Source organism: Bacillus siamensis, assembly GCF_051628075.1.
GTDB lineage: Bacteria > Bacillota > Bacilli > Bacillales > Bacillaceae > Bacillus > Bacillus siamensis.
Window position 1 is genome coordinate 2358840 of record NZ_CP155579.1, and the last position, 20049, is coordinate 2378888.

A 20049-nucleotide genomic window follows, 5' to 3' on the forward strand; every position below is an offset into this window, starting at 1 on the left:
ATTCTGTTTGTTTCGTTCTCAAAAAAAAGAAGAAGAGCATTCTTCTTCTTTTCTTACAGTTATATTTTATAATATTTTTTCTAAAAAGTCCTGTGCTCTTTTTGACTTCGGAGAAAGAAAAAATTCTTCCGGCGGCCCGTCTTCCACTATTGTGCCTTCATCCATGAATAATACGCGGTCTGCGACTTCCTTGGCAAATCCCATTTCGTGCGTGACGATCACCATCGTCATGCCCGTCTGCGCGAGCTCTTTCATCACCTCAAGGACTTCTTTGACCATTTCCGGGTCAAGGGCTGAAGTCGGTTCATCAAACAGCATGATATCAGGATTCATGGCAAGCGCCCGCGCGATGGCGACACGCTGCTTCTGCCCGCCTGACAAGCGGTTCGGATAGTCCTTCCGTTTTTCAAGCAGCCCGACTTTTTCGAGGAGCGCGCACGCCTTTTCTTCCGCCGCCTTTTTGGACTCTTTCTTCACACTGACCGGCGCGTATGTGATATTATCAAGCACCGTTTTATGAGGAAACAGATGAAAATGCTGAAATACCATGCCGATATTTTCCCGCACTTTCAGTTTATTCGTTTTAGCGGCGGTGATTTCTTTTTCCTTAATGGCAATCGTTCCGCCGCTCGGGGTTTCCAGCAGATTTAAGCAGCGCAGAAACGTTGATTTGCCCGAGCCGGAAGGCCCGATGACGGCCACGACTTCACCTTCTTGGATCTGTGTTGAAATGTTTTTCAATACTTCGTGTTTCCCGAATGATTTTGAAAGGTTGTCGACCTTAATCATTGGCTTTCAGCTTCCTTTCTACGCCTTTTCCGATGAATGCTAAGATCAAAACGAGCACGTAATAGATTAAGCCCGCCACAATAAGAGGCTCTAAATAGTTGTATGTTGCGGCGCCGGACTGGTAGGCCCGTCTCATGATATCGCCGAGACCGATAACCGTGACGATCGCCGATTCTTTCGTCAAAGTGATTAATTCGTTAATAATGGCCGGAGAAATGTTTTTGAACGCCTGCGGCAGCAGCAGATCTTTCATCATTTTTCCGTACGGCACGCCGAGAGCGACGGCCGCCTCTTTTTGTCCTTTGTCAATCGCGTTGATTCCCGCTCTGATAATTTCAGAGACGTAAGCGGCAGAATTGAGCGATAAGGCGGTGACCGCCGCCCAAAATTGGTCGATCTGAAAGCCGAGGAGCTGCGGCATACCGAAATAAATGATCATCAGCTGCAGCACGAGCGGCGTGCCGCGGAAAATTGAAGTATAAAAATCCGCAATCCATTTCAGCGGACTGATTGTGCTGATTTTAAACAGACTGAGAATGACGCCTAATACAAGGCCGATGACCGCTGAAACGAGCACAATTTTTAATGTGACGGCAAGGCCTTCCAATATAAAAGGAATTTGGGGTATTGTCGCTGAGAAATCCAAATTCATACGTGTGATCTCCTTTACCTATATTCAAGATAAAAAGCTCAACGAAAAGTTGAGCTTTCTTTTATTTCTCGTTGGTGAACCATTTTTTCTTCAGTTTTTCGATTTCTCCGTTTTTCTCCATTTCTTTCAGCGCTTTGTTAAACTTCGCTGTCAGATCACTGTCTTTGCGGAACGCAATCGCGGAGCCCGATTCGTCTGATTTCGCATCTGCTGAGACAAAGCCCTGCAGATCATGATTTGAACTGAAATAGCCCTGTGCCACGATGTCTTCAATAATTGCGGCATCAAAGCGTCCGGATTTAATCTCTTCCGTTAAGTCTGAAATGCGGTTGCGGTCTTCGAGCTGAAAACCGTATTTTGAAGCAAGCTTCTTGCCTTTTTCTTCTTGAATGGAGCCGAGCTGAACACCGACGGTTTTGCCTTTCAGATCATTCAGAGATTTAATGCTGCTTCCCTTTTTCGTAACGATCATATTGTTAGCAGTATAATAAATATCTGAGAAATCTACTTGCTTTTTCCGTTCCGGCGTAGGTGTCATTCCTGATAAAATCATATCAACCTGCTTAGACTTCAGCGATGTAATCAGACTGTTGAAGTCCATGTCCTGCACCTCAACGTCATAGCCGGTCTTTTTGCCCAAAGCTTTTGCCAGATCAACGTCAAATCCGACGATCTGATCGCCGTCTTTATATTCAAACGGTTTATAATCAGCCGATGTACCCATAATCAGTTTGTTCTTTCCGCCTTCTGAGCCTGAATTGCCTGATCCGCAGGCGGACAGCGCAAAGGTGATACATGCGGCAGTCAATACCAACAGCCATTTCTTCATGATTATTTTCCCCCATATCTGCTTATCTCTTAAACTTGAATATTTATTCGTTAATCTGTATTTTAAACACTTTTTACTAGTTATGCAATACTATTTTCAAAAAATATAATTCCCTTTCTTTATTTATTATAGTCATTGTTTTTCGAATGAGTGACAGCTGATTGCCGGTGCATAAATATTTATATTTATACAAACACCATATAAAAAAACCCCGCAAGCGCTCGGCTCCGGGGTTTTCCTTTTTACTTATACTTCTTCACAATATTCTTCAAAGGCTTCCTGCAGTTTTGTCACGACGGCCATAGGCTCATGCCCTTCAATTTCATGGCGTTCCACCATTTTCATGATTTTCCCGTCTTTTAAAATCGCAAAGGACGGAGAAGACGGCGGGTAGCCTTCAAAGTACTCTCTCGCTTTTGCTGTCGCTTCTTTGTCCTGTCCGGCAAAAACCGTCACAAGCTGATCCGGGCGTTTATCATAATGTACGGAATGGTACGCCGCAGGTCTTGCAATTCCGCCTGCGCATCCGCAGACAGAATTGACCATAACAAGTGTCGTTCCTTTTTTCGAAAGCGCTTCGTCCACTTCCTCAGCGGTTTTCAGCTCCGTATACCCGGCGGCTGTGATTTCCTGGCGGGCTTGACGCACGACATCATTCATAAATAAATTAAAATCCATATTCAACTGGGACCTCTCCTTTTTGATCATCTTCTCTTATGATAGCAAGGAACCTGCCCTATCGGCAAATGACACCGCTCATCTCCGATTGATTTTTGTCCCTTTTATGTTTTCGATGTAAGTTTATGACCTTTTAAAAACGGGAAACTTGTTAAAGAGATTGTCTGAAATAAAGGAGCAGTCGTATGAGCCAACGGAAAGCAGTATTAATTTATAACGGAAACGCCGGTCAAAAACAGATTGATAAAACCCTCGGTACGGTCGTCCCCATTTTGGCCCAGTCAGCTGACGAGCTTTTGATTAAACCGACCAAACATCAGGATGATGCCAGTCAGTTTTGTGAAAATCTCGACAGCTCGGTTGACCATTTATACATTTTAGGCGGAGACGGCACGGTGCATCAATGCATCAACAGCATCAGCAAGCTTGATCACAGACCCGCTGTCGGCATTTTGCCGGGGGGAACGTGCAACGATTTTTCACGGGCGCTCGGCATCCCGCAAAATCTTCAAAAAGCCGCTGAAGCGCTCGCAGCCGGGCATAAACGAATGATAGACGTCTGTAAATCGGATGACGGCTATTTTTTGAACTTCTGGGGGATCGGGCTGATCACTGAAGCATCGAGCCATATTAATGAAAAAGAAAAAGCATTGCTCGGGAAAATCAGCTATTTCACGAGCGCCTTAAGGACGATGACAAGCGCGAACCCTTTTCCCGTCAGATTGACGATCGACGGTGAGGTGAAAGAAGACGAAGCCGTTATGGTGCTTGTCATGAACGGGCATTTTATCGGGACAAACAGAGTTCCCCTGCCTGATGCCAGCCTTCAGGACGGGTTAGCCGATGTGTTAATCTGCCGCAGCACAAGCCTTGCCGCTTTGCGGGAGCTGATGACGATGGAGCAGGGTTCATTTGATGATTTTAAAGGGGAGCTTTCGTATATTCAGGCTTCCAAGGTTGAGATCGAAACCGGACGTGAGATGGACGCGGATACGGACGGCGAGGTATATGGAAAGGCGCCTTGCACTATCGAAGTGAAAAAACATCATCTCACTATGCTCGTTCCCGAAGATTCAGAATGAAACTGAAAAAACTCCCTTTGCCGTCAGGGCAAAAGGAGTTTTTTTTAATAGACTGAAGTATTTTCGTCAATGTTTTCTAAGATCTCTTTGACGCGTCCGAGGAAACGGCCGCATACGAGCCCGTCAAGCACTCTGTGATCTAAAGACAAGCAAAGATTAACCATATCACGCACGGCAATCATCCCGTTATTCATGACAACCGGACGTTTGACGATTGATTCTACCTGAAGAATGGCCGCCTGCGGATGATTGATAATGCCCATAGACTGAACCGACCCGAAAGATCCTGTGTTATTGACGGTAAAGGTGCCGCCCTGCATATCATCGGCGGCAAGTCTTCCGTCTCTCACTTTTTTCGCAAGATCCGTTATTTCTCTGGCTATGCCTTTAATCGTTTTTTCATCAGCATGCTTAATAACCGGAACAAACAGCGAATCTTCTGTGGCAACGGCAATGGAGATGTTGATGTCTTTCTTTTGGACGATTTTGTCCCCCGCCCACATGCTGTTCATTTGCGGGAACTCTTTAAGAGCCTGCGCCGCCGCTTTAACAAAGAAAGCGAAGAATGTTAAATTGAAGCCTTCTTTTTGTTTAAACGAGTCTTTCATGCTGTTTCTGTACGCCGTCATGTTCGTGACGTCGACTTCCATCATCGTCCAGGCATGCGGAATTTCTGTTTTGCTTTTATGCATATTGGCTGCAATGGCTTTTCTGACGCCTGTAACCGGAATTTCAATATCACCGGCTGACAGAGCTGGTGCCGGCGCTTGTTTTTGCTGCTGTTTGGGTGCTTGTTGTGTTGTTTGGACGGCAGCCGGTGCCGGTGCTTCCGTCTTCTGCTGCATTCCCGAATCAATGATCTTTTGAATGTCTTTTCGCGTAATTCTTCCGCCTGCACCCGTTCCTTCAACTTCTTCAAGCTGAATGCCGTGTTCTCCCGCTAATCTGAGCACGGCCGGCGAATATCGCGCTTTATTTGACTGATCTTTACCTGCACGGTTTGAATCGGTGTCTGCAGGGGGATTTTGCACTTCTTCCCGCTTCGGCGCCTCTTCGGCTGCCGTTTCTTCTGTTTCAATTTTGCAGATGATCTCGCCTACTGCAAGAGTCTGCCCTTCTTCCCCTACTAGTTCTGTAATCGTACCGGTAAAAGAAGACGGCACCTCCGCATTCACTTTATCTGTCATGACCTCCGCGATGGGGTCATATTTATTCACTTGATCACCCGGGGATACCAGCCATTTGCTGATCGTCCCTTCCGTCACGCTCTCTCCGAGCTGAGGCATAGCCATTTGTTCAATCGCCATGTCAAAAACCTCCTTACGTCTTTAAAACTCCGCTAATTCTCTCATCGCGGCTTCTGCTTTGTCAGGATTCATCATGAAGTATTTTTCCATTGCCGGCGCATAAGGCATCGCCGGAACGTCAGGACCCGCAAGCCGCTTGATCGGTGCGTCTAAATCAAATAAGCAGTTCTCAGAAATAATGGCGGCGACTTCGCTCATAATGCCGCCTTCTTTCGTATCTTCTGTGATCAGCAATACTTTACCCGTTTTAGATGCGGCTTCAATGATGGCTTCTTTATCTAACGGATAGACCGTACGCAAATCTAATATGTGCGCGGAAATTCCGTCTTTTTCAAGACGCTCGGCAGCCTGCAGAGCGAAATGGACGCATAAACCGTACGTAATGACAGTAATGTCGCTGCCTTCGCGTTTTACATCCGCCTTTCCGATCGGAAGGACGTAATCGTCAGCAGGGACTTCGCCTTTAATCAGGCGGTACGCCCGCTTATGCTCGAAAAACAGTACGGGGTCTTCGTCACGGACAGCAGCTTTTAACAGCCCTTTTGCATCATAAGGAGTTGAAGGCATGACAATTTTAAGGCCCGGCTGGTTGGCAAAGATGGCCTCCACAGATTGGGAATGATACAACGCCCCGTGCACGCCGCCGCCATAAGGCGCTCTGATGACCATCGGACAGCTCCAATCATTGTTTGAACGGTAGCGGATTTTTGCCGCTTCTGAAATGATTTGGTTGACCGCAGGAAGAATGAAATCGGCAAACTGCATCTCCGCGATCGGACGCATGCCGTACATGGCGGCGCCGATACCGACGCCGGCAATCGCTGATTCCGCAAGCGGCGTATCCATCACCCGCTCTTCTCCGAACTGCTCATAGAGACCTGCCGTGGCTTTAAACACGCCGCCTTTTCTCCCGACGTCTTCCCCGAGAACAAAAACACGCGGATCTCTTTCCATTTCTTCTTTCATTGCTGCATTAATACTGTCAATATAAGACATTACAGACATAAGTATTCCTCCCTACTTCGCATAAACGTGATCAAGCGTTGATTCAGGAGATGCATATGGCGCTTTCTCCGCTTCGTCTGTCGCTTCGTTTACGATAGCCATGATGTCATCCAGCATGGTCTTTTCTTCTTCTTCACTAAGAAGCCCGGCTTCTTGAAGGTATGTTTTGTATATAAGAAGCGGGTCTTGTTTCTTTGCTTCTTCTACTTCTTTGCGTTCTCTGTAGCTGCTGTCGTCGTCGTCACTCGAATGCGGCGTCAAACGGTAGGAAACCGTTTCGATTAATGTAGGGCCTTCGCCTTTAGACGCACGATCGCGCGCTTCTTTCACAACACGATAAACTTCCAGCAGATCGTTTCCGTCAACAGTGACGCCCGGCATACCGTAGCCTACCGCCCGGTCGGAGATATTCTCGCAGGCCACCTGTTTGTCATACGGAACAGAAATGGCATACTTATTGTTTTCACACATGAAAATGACCGGCAATTTATGCACGGCGGCAAAGTTCGCCCCTTCGTGAAAATCTCCCTGGTTGGAAGAGCCTTCTCCAAAGGTCACGAAAGAAACGATATCCTTTTTATCCATGCGTCCCGCAAGCGCAATCCCGACTGCGTGAGGGACCTGCGTCGTAACAGGAGAGGAGCCCGTTACGATTCTGTTTTTCTTTTGACCGAAGTGTCCCGGCATCTGCCTTCCGCCTGAGTTCGGGTCAGCCGCTTTCGCAAAACCGGACATCATCAAATCCTTTGCAGTCATACCGAATGCAAGCACAACCCCCATATCTCTGTAGTAAGGAAGCACATAGTCGGTATCGCGGTTTAAAGCATAGGCCGCGCCTACTTGTGCCGCTTCCTGTCCTTGACATGAAATAACGAACGGAATTTTTCCCGAGCGGTTTAACAGCCACATTCTTTCGTCGATTTTTCTGGCTAACAGCATGGTTCTATACATTTCAACGGCTTCCGCGTCAGAAAGCCCTAATGCTTGATGGCGGTTTGTAGTCATTCAAACCCCTCCTTCTTTCCTTTTAAAAATGAATCGCGTTTCCGTCTGCGGCTAGTGCAGCTTCTCCAATTGCCTCTGAAAGCGACGGGTGCGGGTGTATGGACTGGCCGATTTCCCACGGCGTCGCATCGAGCACCTTGGCAAGCCCCGCTTCAGAGATCATATCGGTGACGTGCGGACCGATCATATGAACTCCGAGAATATCATCTGTGTTCCGGTCGGCGACGATTTTGACAAAGCCGTCGCTTTCCCCGTAAACAAGCGCTTTTCCGATCGCCATGAACGGAAACTTTCCGATCTTAAGTTCGTGTCCTTTGCGTTCGGCTTCTTCTTCTGTCAAACCGACACTCGCCGCTTCCGGATTTGAATAAATGCATTTTGGCACAAGAGCGGCATCAAGAGGCGCCGGATTAAGACCCGCCATATGCTCAACGGCAATGATGCCTTCACGGGATGCCACATGTGCAAGCTGCAGTCCGCCGACAACATCACCGATCGCATAAATATGCGATTCCTTCGTCTGTCCGGCTTCATTTACGACGACAGAACCGTTTTCCGTTACAATGTCCGTGTTTTCAAGGCCGATTCCTTCAATGTTCGGCTGGCGGCCGATGGAAACAAGCATTTTTTCTGCATAATACGTTTCGCTTTTTCCATTCTTTTCAGCGTCAATTGAAACACCGTCCGCTTTTTTCAATGTATCCGGAAGCACTTTCGCACCCGTCACGATCTTAATCCCTTTTTTCATTAACAGTTTTTCCATTTCGCTTGAAATATCACGGTCCTCAGTCGGCAAAATGCGGTCCGCATATTCGATCACAGTGATATCGACGCCGAAATCGTTCAGCATGGATGCCCATTCAATACCGATGACACCGCCGCCGACGATCATCATGGATTGGGGCAGACGTTCAAGCTCAAGCGCTTCATCTGACGTCAGAATATATATACCGTCAGCTTCTAAACCCGGCAGCATTTTCGGTCTCGAACCGGTTGCGATAATCAATTGTTTCGGTATCAGCATGTCGTTTTCTTCGCCATTTGCGTACTCAACGGAAACTGTACCTGGAAGAGGTGAGAAGATGGAAGGGCCGAGCATACGTCCGTACCCGTTGAATACATCAATCTTCCCCTTTTTCATCAGGTGGGCGACACCGCCGGCCAGCCGGTCAACGATTCCCTGCTTTCGTTTTTGCACACTGTCAAAACGGAGGGAGACACCTTCCGTTTCAATGCCGAACGATGCCGCTTCCTTTGCGGTCCGATACACTTCCGCGCTTCTTAACAGCGCTTTACTCGGAATACACCCTTTATGCAGGCATGTTCCGCCGAGTTTTTCTTTTTCTACAACGGCCGTTTTTAAGCCGAGCTGGGCCGCTCTGATGGCGGCGACATAACCGCCCGTTCCGCCGCCCAGAATGACCACATCATACTCAGTCGCCATCTGTTTTCACTCCTTCGCCGATCTGATATTGTTTTGCCTGCTCCTCACCGGCTAAAACCCGAAGCGCGCCTTGCGCGAGAGATTGCAGTTCATTTTCTCCCGGGTACACCAGTACATCCGAAATCCAATCTATGTACGATCTGATGGCGGATACGAAACGTTTCCCGTACGCTAAACCGCCCGTCAGGACGATAATGTCTACTTTTCCTTTTAAAACGGCGCTTGCCGCCCCGATTTCTTTTGCTACTTGATAAGCCATGGCATCATAAATGAGCCTTGCATGCTCATCTCCGTCCTGAATTCGTTTTTCCACTTTCAACGCGTCCGTTGTTCCCAGGTAGCCGGACAGTCCGCCGGTGCCGACAAGTTTTTTCATCATATCGGCTTTTGAATATTTGCCGGAAAAACACATTTCCACCAGATCTCCGGCCGGAACGGTTCCCGCACGTTCCGGACTTAAAGGTCCTTCACCGTGAAGCCCGTTGTTGACATCCGTCACCCTTCCGCAGTCATGAACACCGACTGTGATGCCGCCGCCCATGTGGGTGACGATCATCTTCATCTGTTCATACCGCTTGCCGAGGGACGCCGCCGCCTGACGGGCAACGGCTTTTTGGTTTAAAGCGTGAAAAATGCTTTTCCGCTTGATTTCAGGCATCCCTGATACTTTAGCGAGCGGAGTCATCTCATCCACCACGACCGGATCGACGATATATGCCGGGATATTTAGTCCGTCAGCAATTTCCCTGGCAATAATTCCGCCCAGATTGGAAGCATGCTGGCCGTTGTAGCCGTTTTTTAAATCAGTGATCATGGCGTCATTCACTTCATATGTGCCGCCCTCAATCGGTCTGAGCAGGCCGCCTCTGGCGCAAACGGCATCAAACTTTGAAATGTTGATGCCCTGTTCGTGAAGAGACTCAAGTATGCTTATTTTTCGAAATTCGTATTGGTCGATAATGCTGTTAAATGTTTTCAGCTCTTCTTCGGGGTGCCGCAGCGTCTTTTCAAATATACAGCGTTCATTGTGAAAGACGCCGATTTTCGTTGATGTTGAGCCTGGATTCAGAATGAGAATGCGTTTTTCCTGTTCGAACATTTTCATACCTCCAGATCAAATTCCTACCGTCTGCTTAATATGCTTTGGCCGTTTTGCAAAAACTGGCTTCTTGAACGGCGCATGCGCTCAATTCGTTCCTCAGCAAGACGGTCAGCCGCTAAGTATGTCGGAATGCCGTCACGCGCGGAAATATCGAGCACCCGTTCAATGTTTGCATAGATGCCTTCAACCTTTTTCAAAGCCCGCTCTGCATTGTAGCCGTAAAGTTCATCTGCTACATTGATGACGCCGCCGGCATTGATGACATAGTCCGGTGCGTATACGATTCCCATCTCATGAATGGTATCACCGTGACGTGTTTCTTTCAGCTGGTTATTGGCCGCTCCCGCAATGACTTTCGCCTTCAGCTGTGTAATCGTGTCATCGTTAATGACGGCACCGAGAGCACATGGGGCATAAATATCGCACGCCTGTGAGTAAATGTCGTCCGGATCGACTGCACGGGCGCCAAAGTCCTCAACGGCACGTTTAACAGATTCTTTATTGATATCCGTCACGATTAGAGAAGCACCTTCTTCGTGAAGGTGGCGGCAAAGATTGTAAGCCACATTTCCCACGCCTTGCACGGCAATTGTTTTTCCTTCCAGTGAATCAGTGCCGAACGCCGCTTTAGCGGCAGCTTTCATCCCTTTGTATACGCCGTACGCCGTAACCGGAGACGGATTTCCTGAGGAACCGAATGCAGGAGAAATCCCTGTTACATAGTCTGTTTCATCATGAATAATATCCATATCTTCAACGGTGGTGCCGACGTCTTCCGCCGTAATATATCTTCCGTTTAAGCCTTGGATGTACCGGCCGAATGCGCGGAACATTTCTTCATTCTTATCCTTGCGCGGGTCCCCGATAATAACAGTTTTCCCGCCGCCCAGGTTTAGCCCGGCAGCCGCATTTTTATAAGTCATGCCTTTTGCGAGTCTTAATGCATCTTCAATCGCAGCTTCTTCACTGTCATATGTCCACATTCTTGTTCCGCCGAGTGCAGGACCGAGCGTGGTATCGTGAATCGCGATGATCGCTTTTAATCCAGATTGTTCATCTTGGCAGAATACCAATTGTTCGTAATCATAAGTCTCCATATATTTAAAAATTTCCATAGGTTCGTTCCTCCTACTGTTCTTGTGATGCGCAAATCGCAAGCGCAATTGAATACAGTTTATTTTCTGCGGTATCCGCTCTACTCGTTAATGCAATCGGCGCCTTCGCACCGGCGATGACGGCAGCAACATTTGCTTTCGCAAAATAAATCATTGACTTATAAAGTATATTTCCGGCCTCAATTGAAGGAACCAAGAGAATATCCGCCTGGCCCGCAACGCTTCCGGAAATTCCTTTTTGGAGCGCGGCCGCTTGGGATACGGCATTATCCAAAGCGAGCGGTCCGTCCGCAATGCAGCCCGTAATCTGTCCTCTATTGCACATTTGGACGATTGCAGCGGCGTTCAGCGTCGCCTCCATTTTCGGGTTGACCGTTTCAATTGCGGCAAGGACTGCAGCTTTCGGCATAGGGTTCCCTACTGAATGCGCGACATGAACCGCATTTTGCAGAATATGCCGAAGCTCTTCAAGAGACGGGGCAATGTTCAGCGCCGAATCCGTTACATACATCAGCCGGTCATAGTCCGGCACCTCAAAAACGGCTACATGTGATAACACCTTCTTTGAACGCAGCCCTTCCTGTCGGTTTAACACTGATTTCAGAAGAGTTGAGCTCGGCAGATTCCCTTTCATTAAAATATCAGCCTCTTGTTCACGCACTGCTCGCACTGCTTTTGCAGCAGATTCTTCGGGTGAATCGGCGTGGACGATTTCAGCATTAAACTTCGGCTCGTTTGCCAGGAGTTCTTTCAGCTTTTCACTGTCACCCGTCAGTAAAAATCGTGCCGATAAATGTTCTGCCGCCATTTTGACAGCTTGGATCACTTCTTTATCTGCTGCGTGGGCCACTGCAATGGTTTTTGCGTTTTTTGCCGCGGCTTTTTCAACTAGGTCTCTCAGCTTCATTTTGTACCACCTTCCTTGTGCGAATCCGCTTTTATCAATGCAAGTTCCGTGCCAAATATGCGGGAGGGTTATTCCGGCCTTTTTTCAAGAAAACATGCAGCTGGTTGCGCTGTTTCTGCAATTTATTGCATGCCGTCATTTGCAAGGCCGTACTTGTCCATTTTGTAGTACAGATTCCGAATGCTGACACCAAGCGCTTTTGCCGTTTTGGTTCGGTTGAATTTGTGCTTTTCAAGCGTTTTTTGAATGACATGCGCTTCAAATTTTTCAACGGCTTGAGAGAGTTTTTCTCCTTCCACATCCGGAAAATCACTCTGGGCGCCGTTTTTTTCATTCAGCTCTGTTTCAAAAACAGGCAGATGCTGCTGTTCGATCCGCTCCATGTTCGGCTCTAAAAATATCATCGCCCGGCCGAGCACATTTTCGAGCTCTCGTACGTTTCCAGGCCAGCTGTAGGCTGATAAAGCACGCAGCGCGTTGGGCGAGAGTCCCTTTACGTTGCGTCCGTAATCCTGATTGATTTTTTCAATGAGCCTAATGCTCAGCGCTTCTATATCTTCTTTACGCTGCCGAAGCGGCGGGATGGAAATCGGATAGCGGTTAATCCGGTAATACAGGTCTTCCCGGAACGTCCCTTCCGCCATGGCTTTTTCGATATTGACATTTGTCGCTGCGATAATTCTGACATTGACAGAAATCGCTTTAGCGCCGCCGACTCTGATAATTTCTTTTTCCTGCAGAACCCTGAGCAGCTTCGCCTGGGTGCTTTGGGTCAGCTCCCCGATTTCATCTAAGAAAATGCTGCCGTTATTCGCTTCTTCAAAAAGCCCTTTTTTGCCCCCGCGCCTCGCGCCCGTAAACGCGCCTTCCTCATAGCCGAAAAGCTCGGATTCAAGCAGTGATTCAGACAGGGCCGCACAATTGACCCTGATGAATTTATTGTATTTTCGGTCGCTTTCATTATGGATGGCGTGGGCGAAAAGTTCTTTTCCGGTGCCGGATTCTCCCCGCAGCAGAATCGTCGCCGGCGTTTTCGCCCCGAGCTTCGCCTGTTCAAGGGCGACCAGCATTTGTTCACTCGTGCCGATAATGTCATCAAACGTGTATTTCGCTTCAAGCGTGCGGATGATCTGGCGCGCCCGGTTCAATTCAGCCGTCAGCGTTTTAATTTCTGACACATCGTGAATGACGCCGACGCTGCCTTTTAAAATACCGTCAACAATAACGGGGGCAACATTCACGATGACATCCTTTTTATTGGGGCCGACTTTCATCCTTACCCCCCGTACGGGCCGCCTTGTCCCCAATACTTTCAGATGCATGCTTTCCCCTTCCGAAATATCGGTGGAGGCGGGTTTTCCGATGACTTCGCTTTCTGCCAGCCCGGTCATTTTTGTATACGCTTTGTTGATTAACATTCCGATGCCGTTTTCATCAACGACGGAAATGGCTTCGTCTGACGATTGAATAATCGCTTCAAGCATAGTGCGGATTTGTTTTAAGTTCGTGACCTCTTCTGCCAGCTCAACCGCGTCCGTGATGTCTTTAAACACGCATAACGCCCCGAGAAGCTTCCCGCCTTCATCAATGATCGGCAGTCTTGTCGTGACAATCTGAAGGTGCTTTCCGAGGAGCTGCTTCTGGTTATACTCCGGCTCTCTCGTTTCCAAAATCCGCGGCAGTTTTGTGTTCGGCACTACGTCTTTAATTTGGCGGCCGATGACATCTTCCCGTTTTTGACCGACCATTTTTTCAGCCATCTGATTAAATAAAATGATCGTTTCATTGACGTCTATAAAAATCATGCCGTCGTGCGTTGAATTAAAAATCCGGTCATGCTTATACGTCTGGGACTTCAGCATTTGAATAAGCTCCTGTTTTTCCTCCATCAGCTGAAACATCATGTACGCCAATTTTCCCGGCATGACGATGGTTTGCTCTTTTTTCTGTTGGAGCAGCTCATCCATGACCGCTTTGTCGCCCGTTGTATGGATGATGATATCTATATCTTCGGTTATGTAAGATTTCCAATCTGATGAGGTTGCAATTCCATATTTCCGGGCTTCTTGCAGCCCTTGCGCCTCCGGATCTTGATCAACCACCGCAATAATTTGGATCAGCTTTGTTTTCATCAAAATCTGTAAGAGCGCCGTGCCTCCTTTACCAGCACCTATAATCAGCACCTTCTGCATCCCGATACCCCTTTATATGAAAAAATTTGCACACCTGTATTTTCCGTTGCAATAATTTGCACAACCCCTATGTTACCATGTTTTCATCTCTTGACAAAATATTTTTTCGATTGGACAATAAAGGAAATCACATCGTAAAGGGGTTTTCTGAATATGAGCCGGCTTGTTGCGCTTTTGATTCTCGTCCTCCCCGGCGCTGTCGCGGCGCTCGGCATTAAGTTGATGAGAGATGCATTATTCGGGCATGTGTTTGCCCCGTTTCCGTCCCTTTTTCTTCAGGGAGCTGCCGGACTGGCGTTTTTTTTATTCGGCCTTTATATTCTGGCCGGGTTTATTCTGTACAGAGATCGGAAACGCAACCAAGTCAGCCCGCGGTTCAGGAAAAAAAAGCTGTAAAAAAAGCCCTTGTAAAAAAGGGCTTTTTCAGTCGTCCGGCAGTATCGTTTTGGCAATGGATTGATCCAGTTCTTCATAGTCATCATAAGCGATCGTTTCATATAATTCTTTTCTCGTCTGCATATCGGAAAGCCCCGCTTTTTGCGAGCCTTCTTCTTTTATAAGGCGGAAAATACGCTCAAAAGCCTTGGCCGCCGTTCTGAGTGATGTGACCGGGTAAATGACCATGTGACAGCCCATATCGGAAAATTCTTCCGCACTGTAATACGGCGTTTTCCCGAACTCGGTCATATTTGCGAGAACCGGCACACTGGTTTGTTTGGAAAACGCTCTAAATTCGCTTTCTGATTGGAGCGCTTCCGGAAAAATAGCGTCAGCCCCCGCTTTTATATAAGCGTCCGCTCTTTTTATGGCGCCCTCCAGCCCTTCCTGCTGTCTGGCGTCTGTCCTTGCAACAACGAGAAGAGTCGGCGCGGCCTGCTTGATCGCTTTGATTTTCTGCGCCATTTCTTCAATCGGCACGAGCTGCTTTCCATTCAGATGCCCGCATTTTTTCGGCAGGCGCTGATCCTCCATCTGCACGGCGGCTGCGCGCGCTTCATACATTTCTTTCGCCGTCCGGGCAGCATTCAGGATACCACCGAAACCCGTATCAATGTCCACTAGGACGGGCAGATCAGACGAGCGGACCAAATCTTTAACCCGTTCAGCCATTTCCGCCGACGTGATGATGCCTAAATCGGGCAGCCCTCTGCTCGCCGTGTAAGCCGCGCCTGATAAATAAAGAGCCGAAAACCCCGTTTTCTTGGCGATAAGAGCAGCCATCGCATCATGAGCGCCGGGGATCTGCAATATATCCGGCGCTGTCATCAGCGTACGGAACCGCTCTGCAAGCTCCTCTTGAGACGACTGCCTGCTGACGATCCACGTCATGTTTGTCACCCTCCTATTTTATATGAGAAATAAGTCCATAAATTCAATAACGCTGAGCTGCTGCATCCGTCCGCTATGTCTGCAGGCTTCTTCTATTTTACGCTGCTGCTTCAATGAAAAATGAGTGCTGATGTTTGCTGAAAACTTGGCAAGAATATTCGGTACGGCTTCGTTTCTGCGGAACCGGTGCCCGAGCGGGTATTCACATTCGATCCGTTCCGTAGCTGTGCCGTCTGTGAAATGCACCTGTACGGCATTTGAGATAGATCGCTTATGCGGGTCTAAGTAATCCTTTGAGTACGCTTTGTGTTCCGTCACCTCCATTTTACCCCGCAATGTATCAATTCGCGGGTCAGACGCCGTTTCCTCTTCATAATGATCTGCCTTTATATCTCCGAAAAGAAGCCCGATTGCCGTAATGTACTGCAGGCAATGATCCCGGTCTGCCGGATTGTGAAGCGGCCCTTTTTTATCGATAATCCGGATTGCTGATTCATGCGTCATAATCGTGATCCTTTCGATTTCCCCGATGCGGTCTTTCACCTGCGGATGGAGCCGGACCGCGCATTCCGCCGCTGTCTGGGCGTGGAATTCTGCCGGATAGGATACTTTAAACAATACATTCTCCATCACATAGGACCCAAGCGGGCGGGCAAGCTTTATTTCCTGCCGATTAAATAATACGTCTTGAAATCCCCACACCGGTGCGGTCAGCGCCGTCGGGTACCCCATTTCACCTTTTTGCGCCATCAGGGCCAAATACACACCTCTGCTTGTCGCGTCACCGGCCGCCCATGATTTGCGCGATCCGGTGTTCGGCGCATGCCGGTACGTTCTGAGGCTTGAATTATCAATCCAGGCGTGAGATACGGCGTTATTGATTTCCGCTTTTGAGCCTCCCAACATGTGGGCGCAAACAGCCGCAGTCGCCACTTTCACAAACAGCACATGATCAAGCCCGACTCTGTTTAAACTGTTTTCTAAAGCGAGGATTCCTTGAATTTCGTGCGCTTTGATCATTGCGCGAAGCACATCGCGTATGGTAAGCGGTTCTTTCCCTTCTGACATTCTCACTCTGGAAATATAGTCCGCACAAGCCAATATGCCTCCGAGATTGTCAGACGGATGACCCCATTCAGCCGCAAGCCACGTATCATTATAATCGAGCCACCTGTTGATGCATCCGATATTAAAGGCGGCCGTGACGGGGTCTAATACAAAAGGCGTGCCCGGGACCCGGCTGCCGTTCGGCACAGTGGTTCCCGGGACAATCGGGCCGAGCAGTTTTGTACATTCGGGATAGCTGAGTGCCAAAATGCCGCAGCCTATCGTATCAAGAAGCACATGTCCTGCCGTAGTGAAAGCTTCTGAACTGTCAATCTCCTGATGGAGCACGTAATCAGAAATCTCTTCGATCACGGCGTCCATTCGGCGGGTTTCTGTCATGTTTTCATCTTCCTTTCTTGTCTGTTTACAGGCGCGCTCCGGTATAGCGGACACGCGGGCGGAAAAGCCGGTTTCTGCTGTGCTGTTCAATGACGTGCGCGCACAGGCCGACGGTTCGTGCGCTGAAGAATATAGGCGTGTACAGCGGTATCGGAATGCCGAGCATGTAATAGACCGGCGCTGCGTAGTAATCTAAATTCGGATAAAGGCCTTTTTTCTCCCGCATGACGGTTTCGCCGGCTTCACACATGTGATAGAGACGGAAATCCCCAGAGAGATCAGACAGCTTTCTCAGCGCTTCTTTCATCATGAGCGCCCTCGGGTCCATTTTTTTCATGTAGACACGGTGGCCGAAGCCCATGATTTTTTCTTTGTTTGCGAGTTTTTGAGTTAACAATTGAATAAACCCGTCTGTATCCTTCGCTTCTTCAAGCATGTACATAACCGCTTCGTTCGCTCCGCCGTGAAGGTTTCCCTTAAGCGAGGCGACGGCTCCGGTGAGAGCGCCGTAAATATCCGATTGCGTCGAAGCGATGACACGGGCCGTAAATGTTGAGTTCGGCAATTCATGCTCACTGTATAAAAGAAGCGACCTGTCGAATATTTCTTCTTCCAAGGAGGACGGCGTTTTTCCGGTAATCATATATAAAAAGTTTGCGCTGTACGATAAGGTTCCGACAGGCGCTAAAGGTTCCTGACCGTTTATGACACGATAGCTGTTGACGGTCAGATTGGGCATTTTGCCTATCAGCCCGCGGACACGGTGCCGATTTACAGAAGAGGTGCGGTCATTAATATCCTTGTCAAAGCCGCCAAGTGCGGACAAGCCTGTCCTCAGACCGTCCATCGGATGAGTATGTTCAGGCAGCAGACGGCATATATGCAAGATTTCCTCGGGAAGGTCTCCGCCGCGCCGGATGTCATCTTCAAGCGCCGCCTTCTCTTTCGCATCAGGAAGTCTGTCTTCCAATAAGAGATGGACAATGTCCATATAGCCGGCCGTTTTAGAAAGCTCGATCAGATCATGGCCTTTGATTAAAATCCTGCCCTGCTGTGTATCCAAAAAAGAAATTCCCGTTTCCACCGCAATGACGCCATCTAAACCGGGAGAATAAGATTCCATGGTTTCGCTCCTTTTCCGCGCTTTTTATTGAAGAAGATACTTAGAAATAATCAGCCTTTGAATCTCATTGCTGCCCTCATAGATTTGCGTGACCTTCGCATCCCGAAATAAACGCTCCGCGGGATACTCTTTCATATAGCCGTAGCCGCCGTGAATCTGCACAGCCTCCACTGCCGCTTTCATCGCCGCATCAGACGCGAATTGCTTTGCCATCGATGCTTCTTTTCCGCACGGAAGCCCGCGCTGATACAGATCAGCGGCATGATAGACTAATAGTTTGGCAGCTTCCGCATTCGTCGCCATGTCAGAAAGTTTAAAAGAAACGGCCTGATTCGAGGCAATGGGCCTGCCGAACTGGCTGCGGGTTTTAGCGTATTCCGCCGAGCAGCCGAGCGCCGCTTCGATAATTCCGAGCGCCTGAGCTGCTATGCCGATCCGTCCGACATCTAGGTTTTTCATGGCGATTGAAAAACCCTCGCCCTCTTCGCCGAGCCGGTTTTCAATTGGAATTTCCGCTTGGTCAAATTGCAATTCGACAGTATTGGAACCTAACAATCCGAGCTTTTTTTCTTTCTTTCCGACAGAAAAGCCGGGTGTGTTTTTTTCAACGATAAAAGCGGAAATCCCCTTTCTCCCTTTATCCGGGTCCGTTAAGGCAAATGTCAGATACAGATCTGCCGCTCCGCCGTTTGTAATAAAGATTTTTGAACCGTTCAGAATATATGAACCGCCTTTTCGCACAGCCGTTGTTTTCAGGCTTCCCGCATCAGATCCGGATTGAGGCTCAGTAAGCGCAAAAGCCCCGACGTATTCGCCCGCTGCCAGCTTTGGAATATACCTTTGTTTTTGGTCTTCTGTCCCGAAATGGAGAATCGGGTTTGTCCCTACCGATGTGTGGACGGATAAAATGACGCCGACAGCCGCGCTGACTTTTGATATTTCATGAATCGCTAAAATGTAAGATGTTGTATCAGCCCCCGCTCCGCCGTATACTTCCGGGACGGGGATGCCCATTAACCCCGCTTCTCCCATTTTTTTAATCAGCCGGTCCGGAAATTCATCGGTTGTTTCCATGATCTCAACCATCGGTGCGATTTCCTTGCGTGCAAAATCGCGCACCATTTTTCTCATCATGATGTGCTCTTCTGTAAAATGCACGGCTGCAGGCCTCCCCCATGATTTTTATGTCATCTGTTGTACTCATAAAAACCGCGCCCGCTTTTTTTGCCGAGCCAGCCGGCGCTGACATATTTTCTGAGCAGCGGGCATGGGCGGTATTTCGAATCTCCGAACCCCGCATAGAGAACCTCCATGATGGAAAGGCATGTATCCAATCCGATGAAGTCGGCTAATGTTAAAGGCCCCATCGGATGACGCATGCCGAGCTTCATCACTTCATCAATCGCTTCCTTTGAAGCCGCCCCTTCGTAAAGGCAATATACTGCCTCGTTAATCATCGGCATTAATATACGGTTAGATATAAAACCGGGAAAATCATTGACTTCGACAGGCGTTTTTTTCATCCGGACGGCAAGCTTCTTTACTGTTTCCGCCGTTTCTTCCGACGTAGCAAGCCCTCTGATGACCTCGACAAGCTCCATGACAGGAACCGGATTCATAAAATGCATGCCGATTACTTTGTCAGGCCTTTTTGTGACAGCGGCAAGCTCCGTAATAGGAAGAGAAGACGTATTGCTTGCCAATACGGTATGAGGGGGACACATTTTGTCAAGTGTGCCGAGTAATTCAGTCTTTGCTGTTTTGTTTTCGGCAATGGCTTCTATTACAAAATCAGCATCTCCCGCTTCTGTGAGCGCTGCCGGGGAGATGCGGCTGAAAACGGATTCTGTTTCATGCCGTGTCTTGCGTCCTTTCGCCTGATCTTTCTCCAGATTTGTCTTTATGCGGTAAAGGCCTTTTGTCACCGATTCCGGCTCCACATCATATAACCTGACGGAAAACCCAGCTTCTGCAGCCGTCTGTGCGATACCTGCTCCCATCTGACCCGCACCTGCGACCATGATTGTTTTCATTTTCATCTGAC

The 20049-nt window shown here is 48.5% G+C and carries 19 protein-coding genes; 2 read left to right on the top strand and 17 right to left on the bottom strand.

All coding sequences use genetic code 11. The features are described from left to right. Window positions 1-66: 66 nt before the first annotated feature. From ABDB98_RS11335 to brxB, 4 genes are all read right to left on the bottom strand, one after another. Window positions 67-789: an amino acid ABC transporter ATP-binding protein gene (locus ABDB98_RS11335; RefSeq protein ID WP_438420189.1), complete on the bottom strand. Its 723-nt coding sequence runs from the start codon at window positions 787-789 to the stop codon at window positions 67-69. Beyond that, entirely contained in the window at window positions 782-1441 is a 660-nt protein-coding gene (locus ABDB98_RS11340; RefSeq protein WP_438420190.1) for an amino acid ABC transporter permease, read from the bottom strand. Before ABDB98_RS11340 ends, ABDB98_RS11335 begins: the two co-directional genes overlap by 8 nt. Window positions 1442-1502: 61 nt before the next feature. Beyond that, a complete protein-coding gene (locus ABDB98_RS11345; protein WP_016939035.1) occupies window positions 1503-2270 on the bottom strand; it encodes a transporter substrate-binding domain-containing protein in 768 nt (255 codons plus the stop codon). Between the two features lie 246 nt (window positions 2271-2516). Beyond that, window positions 2517-2954 carry a bacilliredoxin BrxB gene (brxB, locus tag ABDB98_RS11350; protein ID WP_003153223.1) on the bottom strand — a complete coding sequence of 146 codons (438 nt, stop codon included), beginning with the start codon at window positions 2952-2954 and terminating at the stop codon, window positions 2517-2519. A gap of 179 nt (window positions 2955-3133) precedes the next feature. Here brxB and ABDB98_RS11355 point away from each other — a divergent pair, with 179 nt between their 5' ends. Beyond that, window positions 3134-4030 (top strand): YegS/Rv2252/BmrU family lipid kinase, encoded by an 897-nt coding sequence (locus tag ABDB98_RS11355; protein ID WP_438420191.1) that lies wholly within the window; start codon window positions 3134-3136, stop codon window positions 4028-4030. A 44-nt stretch (window positions 4031-4074) separates the two neighbouring features. On the opposite strand, the gene ABDB98_RS11360 is transcribed toward ABDB98_RS11355, so the two are convergent. The 8 genes from ABDB98_RS11360 to ABDB98_RS11395 all read right to left on the bottom strand — a co-directional run bounded on the left by ABDB98_RS11360 (window position 4075) and on the right by ABDB98_RS11395 (window position 14107). Then, window positions 4075-5337: a dihydrolipoamide acetyltransferase family protein gene (locus ABDB98_RS11360; protein ID WP_198697855.1), complete on the bottom strand. Its 1263-nt coding sequence runs from the start codon at window positions 5335-5337 to the stop codon at window positions 4075-4077. A 21-nt stretch (window positions 5338-5358) separates the two neighbouring features. Then, window positions 5359-6342 (bottom strand): 3-methyl-2-oxobutanoate dehydrogenase subunit beta, encoded by a 984-nt coding sequence (gene bfmBAB, locus ABDB98_RS11365; RefSeq protein WP_045927155.1) that lies wholly within the window; start codon window positions 6340-6342, stop codon window positions 5359-5361. Window positions 6343-6354: 12 nt separating this feature from the next. Further along, window positions 6355-7347, bottom strand: a complete 993-nt coding sequence (locus ABDB98_RS11370) for a thiamine pyrophosphate-dependent dehydrogenase E1 component subunit alpha (protein ID WP_438420192.1) — start codon at window positions 7345-7347, stop codon at window positions 6355-6357. 22 nt (window positions 7348-7369) lie between these two features. Next, window positions 7370-8791 carry a dihydrolipoyl dehydrogenase gene (gene lpdA / locus ABDB98_RS11375; RefSeq protein WP_438420193.1) on the bottom strand — a complete coding sequence of 474 codons (1422 nt, stop codon included), beginning with the start codon at window positions 8789-8791 and terminating at the stop codon, window positions 7370-7372. Next, window positions 8781-9896: a butyrate kinase gene (gene buk / locus ABDB98_RS11380; RefSeq protein ID WP_101605447.1), complete on the bottom strand. Its 1116-nt coding sequence runs from the start codon at window positions 9894-9896 to the stop codon at window positions 8781-8783. Before buk ends, lpdA begins: the two co-directional genes overlap by 11 nt. Before the next feature lie 17 nt (window positions 9897-9913). After that, window positions 9914-11008: a branched-chain amino acid dehydrogenase gene (gene bcd / locus ABDB98_RS11385; protein ID WP_060964806.1), complete on the bottom strand. Its 1095-nt coding sequence runs from the start codon at window positions 11006-11008 to the stop codon at window positions 9914-9916. 13 nt (window positions 11009-11021) lie between these two features. Continuing rightward, a complete protein-coding gene (gene yqiS / locus ABDB98_RS11390) occupies window positions 11022-11915 on the bottom strand; it encodes a phosphate butyryltransferase (protein WP_438420194.1) in 894 nt (297 codons plus the stop codon). 122 nt (window positions 11916-12037) lie between these two features. Further along, window positions 12038-14107 carry a sigma-54 interaction domain-containing protein gene (locus ABDB98_RS11395; protein WP_060964804.1) on the bottom strand — a complete coding sequence of 690 codons (2070 nt, stop codon included), beginning with the start codon at window positions 14105-14107 and terminating at the stop codon, window positions 12038-12040. A 153-nt stretch (window positions 14108-14260) separates the two neighbouring features. On the opposite strand from ABDB98_RS11395, the gene ABDB98_RS11400 reads away from it, so the two are divergent. After that, a complete protein-coding gene (locus tag ABDB98_RS11400; RefSeq protein ID WP_016939026.1) occupies window positions 14261-14503 on the top strand; it encodes a DUF2627 domain-containing protein in 243 nt (80 codons plus the stop codon). Between the two features lie 27 nt (window positions 14504-14530). On the opposite strand, the gene prpB is transcribed toward ABDB98_RS11400, so the two are convergent. Genes prpB through ABDB98_RS11425 form a run of 5 tightly spaced genes read right to left on the bottom strand, consistent with a single transcriptional unit; the run spans window position 14531 to window position 20044 of the window. Further along, window positions 14531-15436 (bottom strand): methylisocitrate lyase, encoded by a 906-nt coding sequence (prpB, locus tag ABDB98_RS11405; protein WP_438420195.1) that lies wholly within the window; start codon window positions 15434-15436, stop codon window positions 14531-14533. Window positions 15437-15454: 18 nt separating this feature from the next. Beyond that, window positions 15455-16882, bottom strand: a complete 1428-nt coding sequence (locus tag ABDB98_RS11410) for a bifunctional 2-methylcitrate dehydratase/aconitate hydratase (protein ID WP_438420196.1) — start codon at window positions 16880-16882, stop codon at window positions 15455-15457. A 25-nt stretch (window positions 16883-16907) separates the two neighbouring features. Beyond that, a complete protein-coding gene (mmgD, locus tag ABDB98_RS11415) occupies window positions 16908-18005 on the bottom strand; it encodes a citrate synthase (RefSeq protein ID WP_438420197.1) in 1098 nt (365 codons plus the stop codon). A 24-nt stretch (window positions 18006-18029) separates the two neighbouring features. Then, complete coding sequence (locus ABDB98_RS11420) at window positions 18030-19163, bottom strand: acyl-CoA dehydrogenase (protein WP_438420198.1); 1134 nt, start codon at window positions 19161-19163, stop codon at window positions 18030-18032. 29 nt (window positions 19164-19192) lie between these two features. After that, window positions 19193-20044 (bottom strand): 3-hydroxybutyryl-CoA dehydrogenase, encoded by an 852-nt coding sequence (locus ABDB98_RS11425; protein ID WP_438420199.1) that lies wholly within the window; start codon window positions 20042-20044, stop codon window positions 19193-19195. Window positions 20045-20049 lie beyond the last annotated feature (5 nt).

What these genes read in the sequence shown, in the direction of transcription:
- ABDB98_RS11335 (WP_438420189.1), bottom strand. Translation starts at nt 789, where the DNA reads ATGATTAAGGTCGACAACCTTTCAAAATCATTCGGGAAACACGAAGTA.
- ABDB98_RS11340 (WP_438420190.1), bottom strand. Translation starts at nt 1,441, where the DNA reads ATGAATTTGGATTTCTCAGCGACAATACCCCAAATTCCTTTTATATTG.
- ABDB98_RS11345 (WP_016939035.1), bottom strand. Translation starts at nt 2,270, where the DNA reads ATGAAGAAATGGCTGTTGGTATTGACTGCCGCATGTATCACCTTTGCG.
- ABDB98_RS11355 (WP_438420191.1), top strand. Translation starts at nt 3,134, where the DNA reads ATGAGCCAACGGAAAGCAGTATTAATTTATAACGGAAACGCCGGTCAA.
- ABDB98_RS11360 (WP_198697855.1), bottom strand. Translation starts at nt 5,337, where the DNA reads ATGGCGATTGAACAAATGGCTATGCCTCAGCTCGGAGAGAGCGTGACG.
- bfmBAB (WP_045927155.1), bottom strand. Translation starts at nt 6,342, where the DNA reads ATGTCTGTAATGTCTTATATTGACAGTATTAATGCAGCAATGAAAGAA.
- ABDB98_RS11370 (WP_438420192.1), bottom strand. Translation starts at nt 7,347, where the DNA reads ATGACTACAAACCGCCATCAAGCATTAGGGCTTTCTGACGCGGAAGCC.
- lpdA (WP_438420193.1), bottom strand. Translation starts at nt 8,791, where the DNA reads ATGGCGACTGAGTATGATGTGGTCATTCTGGGCGGCGGAACGGGCGGT.
- buk (WP_101605447.1), bottom strand. Translation starts at nt 9,896, where the DNA reads ATGAAAATGTTCGAACAGGAAAAACGCATTCTCATTCTGAATCCAGGC.
- bcd (WP_060964806.1), bottom strand. Translation starts at nt 11,008, where the DNA reads ATGGAAATTTTTAAATATATGGAGACTTATGATTACGAACAATTGGTA.
- yqiS (WP_438420194.1), bottom strand. Translation starts at nt 11,915, where the DNA reads ATGAAGCTGAGAGACCTAGTTGAAAAAGCCGCGGCAAAAAACGCAAAA.
- ABDB98_RS11395 (WP_060964804.1), bottom strand. Translation starts at nt 14,107, where the DNA reads ATGCAGAAGGTGCTGATTATAGGTGCTGGTAAAGGAGGCACGGCGCTC.
- ABDB98_RS11400 (WP_016939026.1), top strand. Translation starts at nt 14,261, where the DNA reads ATGAGCCGGCTTGTTGCGCTTTTGATTCTCGTCCTCCCCGGCGCTGTC.
- prpB (WP_438420195.1), bottom strand. Translation starts at nt 15,436, where the DNA reads ATGACGTGGATCGTCAGCAGGCAGTCGTCTCAAGAGGAGCTTGCAGAG.
- ABDB98_RS11410 (WP_438420196.1), bottom strand. Translation starts at nt 16,882, where the DNA reads ATGACAGAAACCCGCCGAATGGACGCCGTGATCGAAGAGATTTCTGAT.
- mmgD (WP_438420197.1), bottom strand. Translation starts at nt 18,005, where the DNA reads ATGGAATCTTATTCTCCCGGTTTAGATGGCGTCATTGCGGTGGAAACG.
- ABDB98_RS11425 (WP_438420199.1), bottom strand. Translation starts at nt 20,044, where the DNA reads ATGAAAATGAAAACAATCATGGTCGCAGGTGCGGGTCAGATGGGAGCA.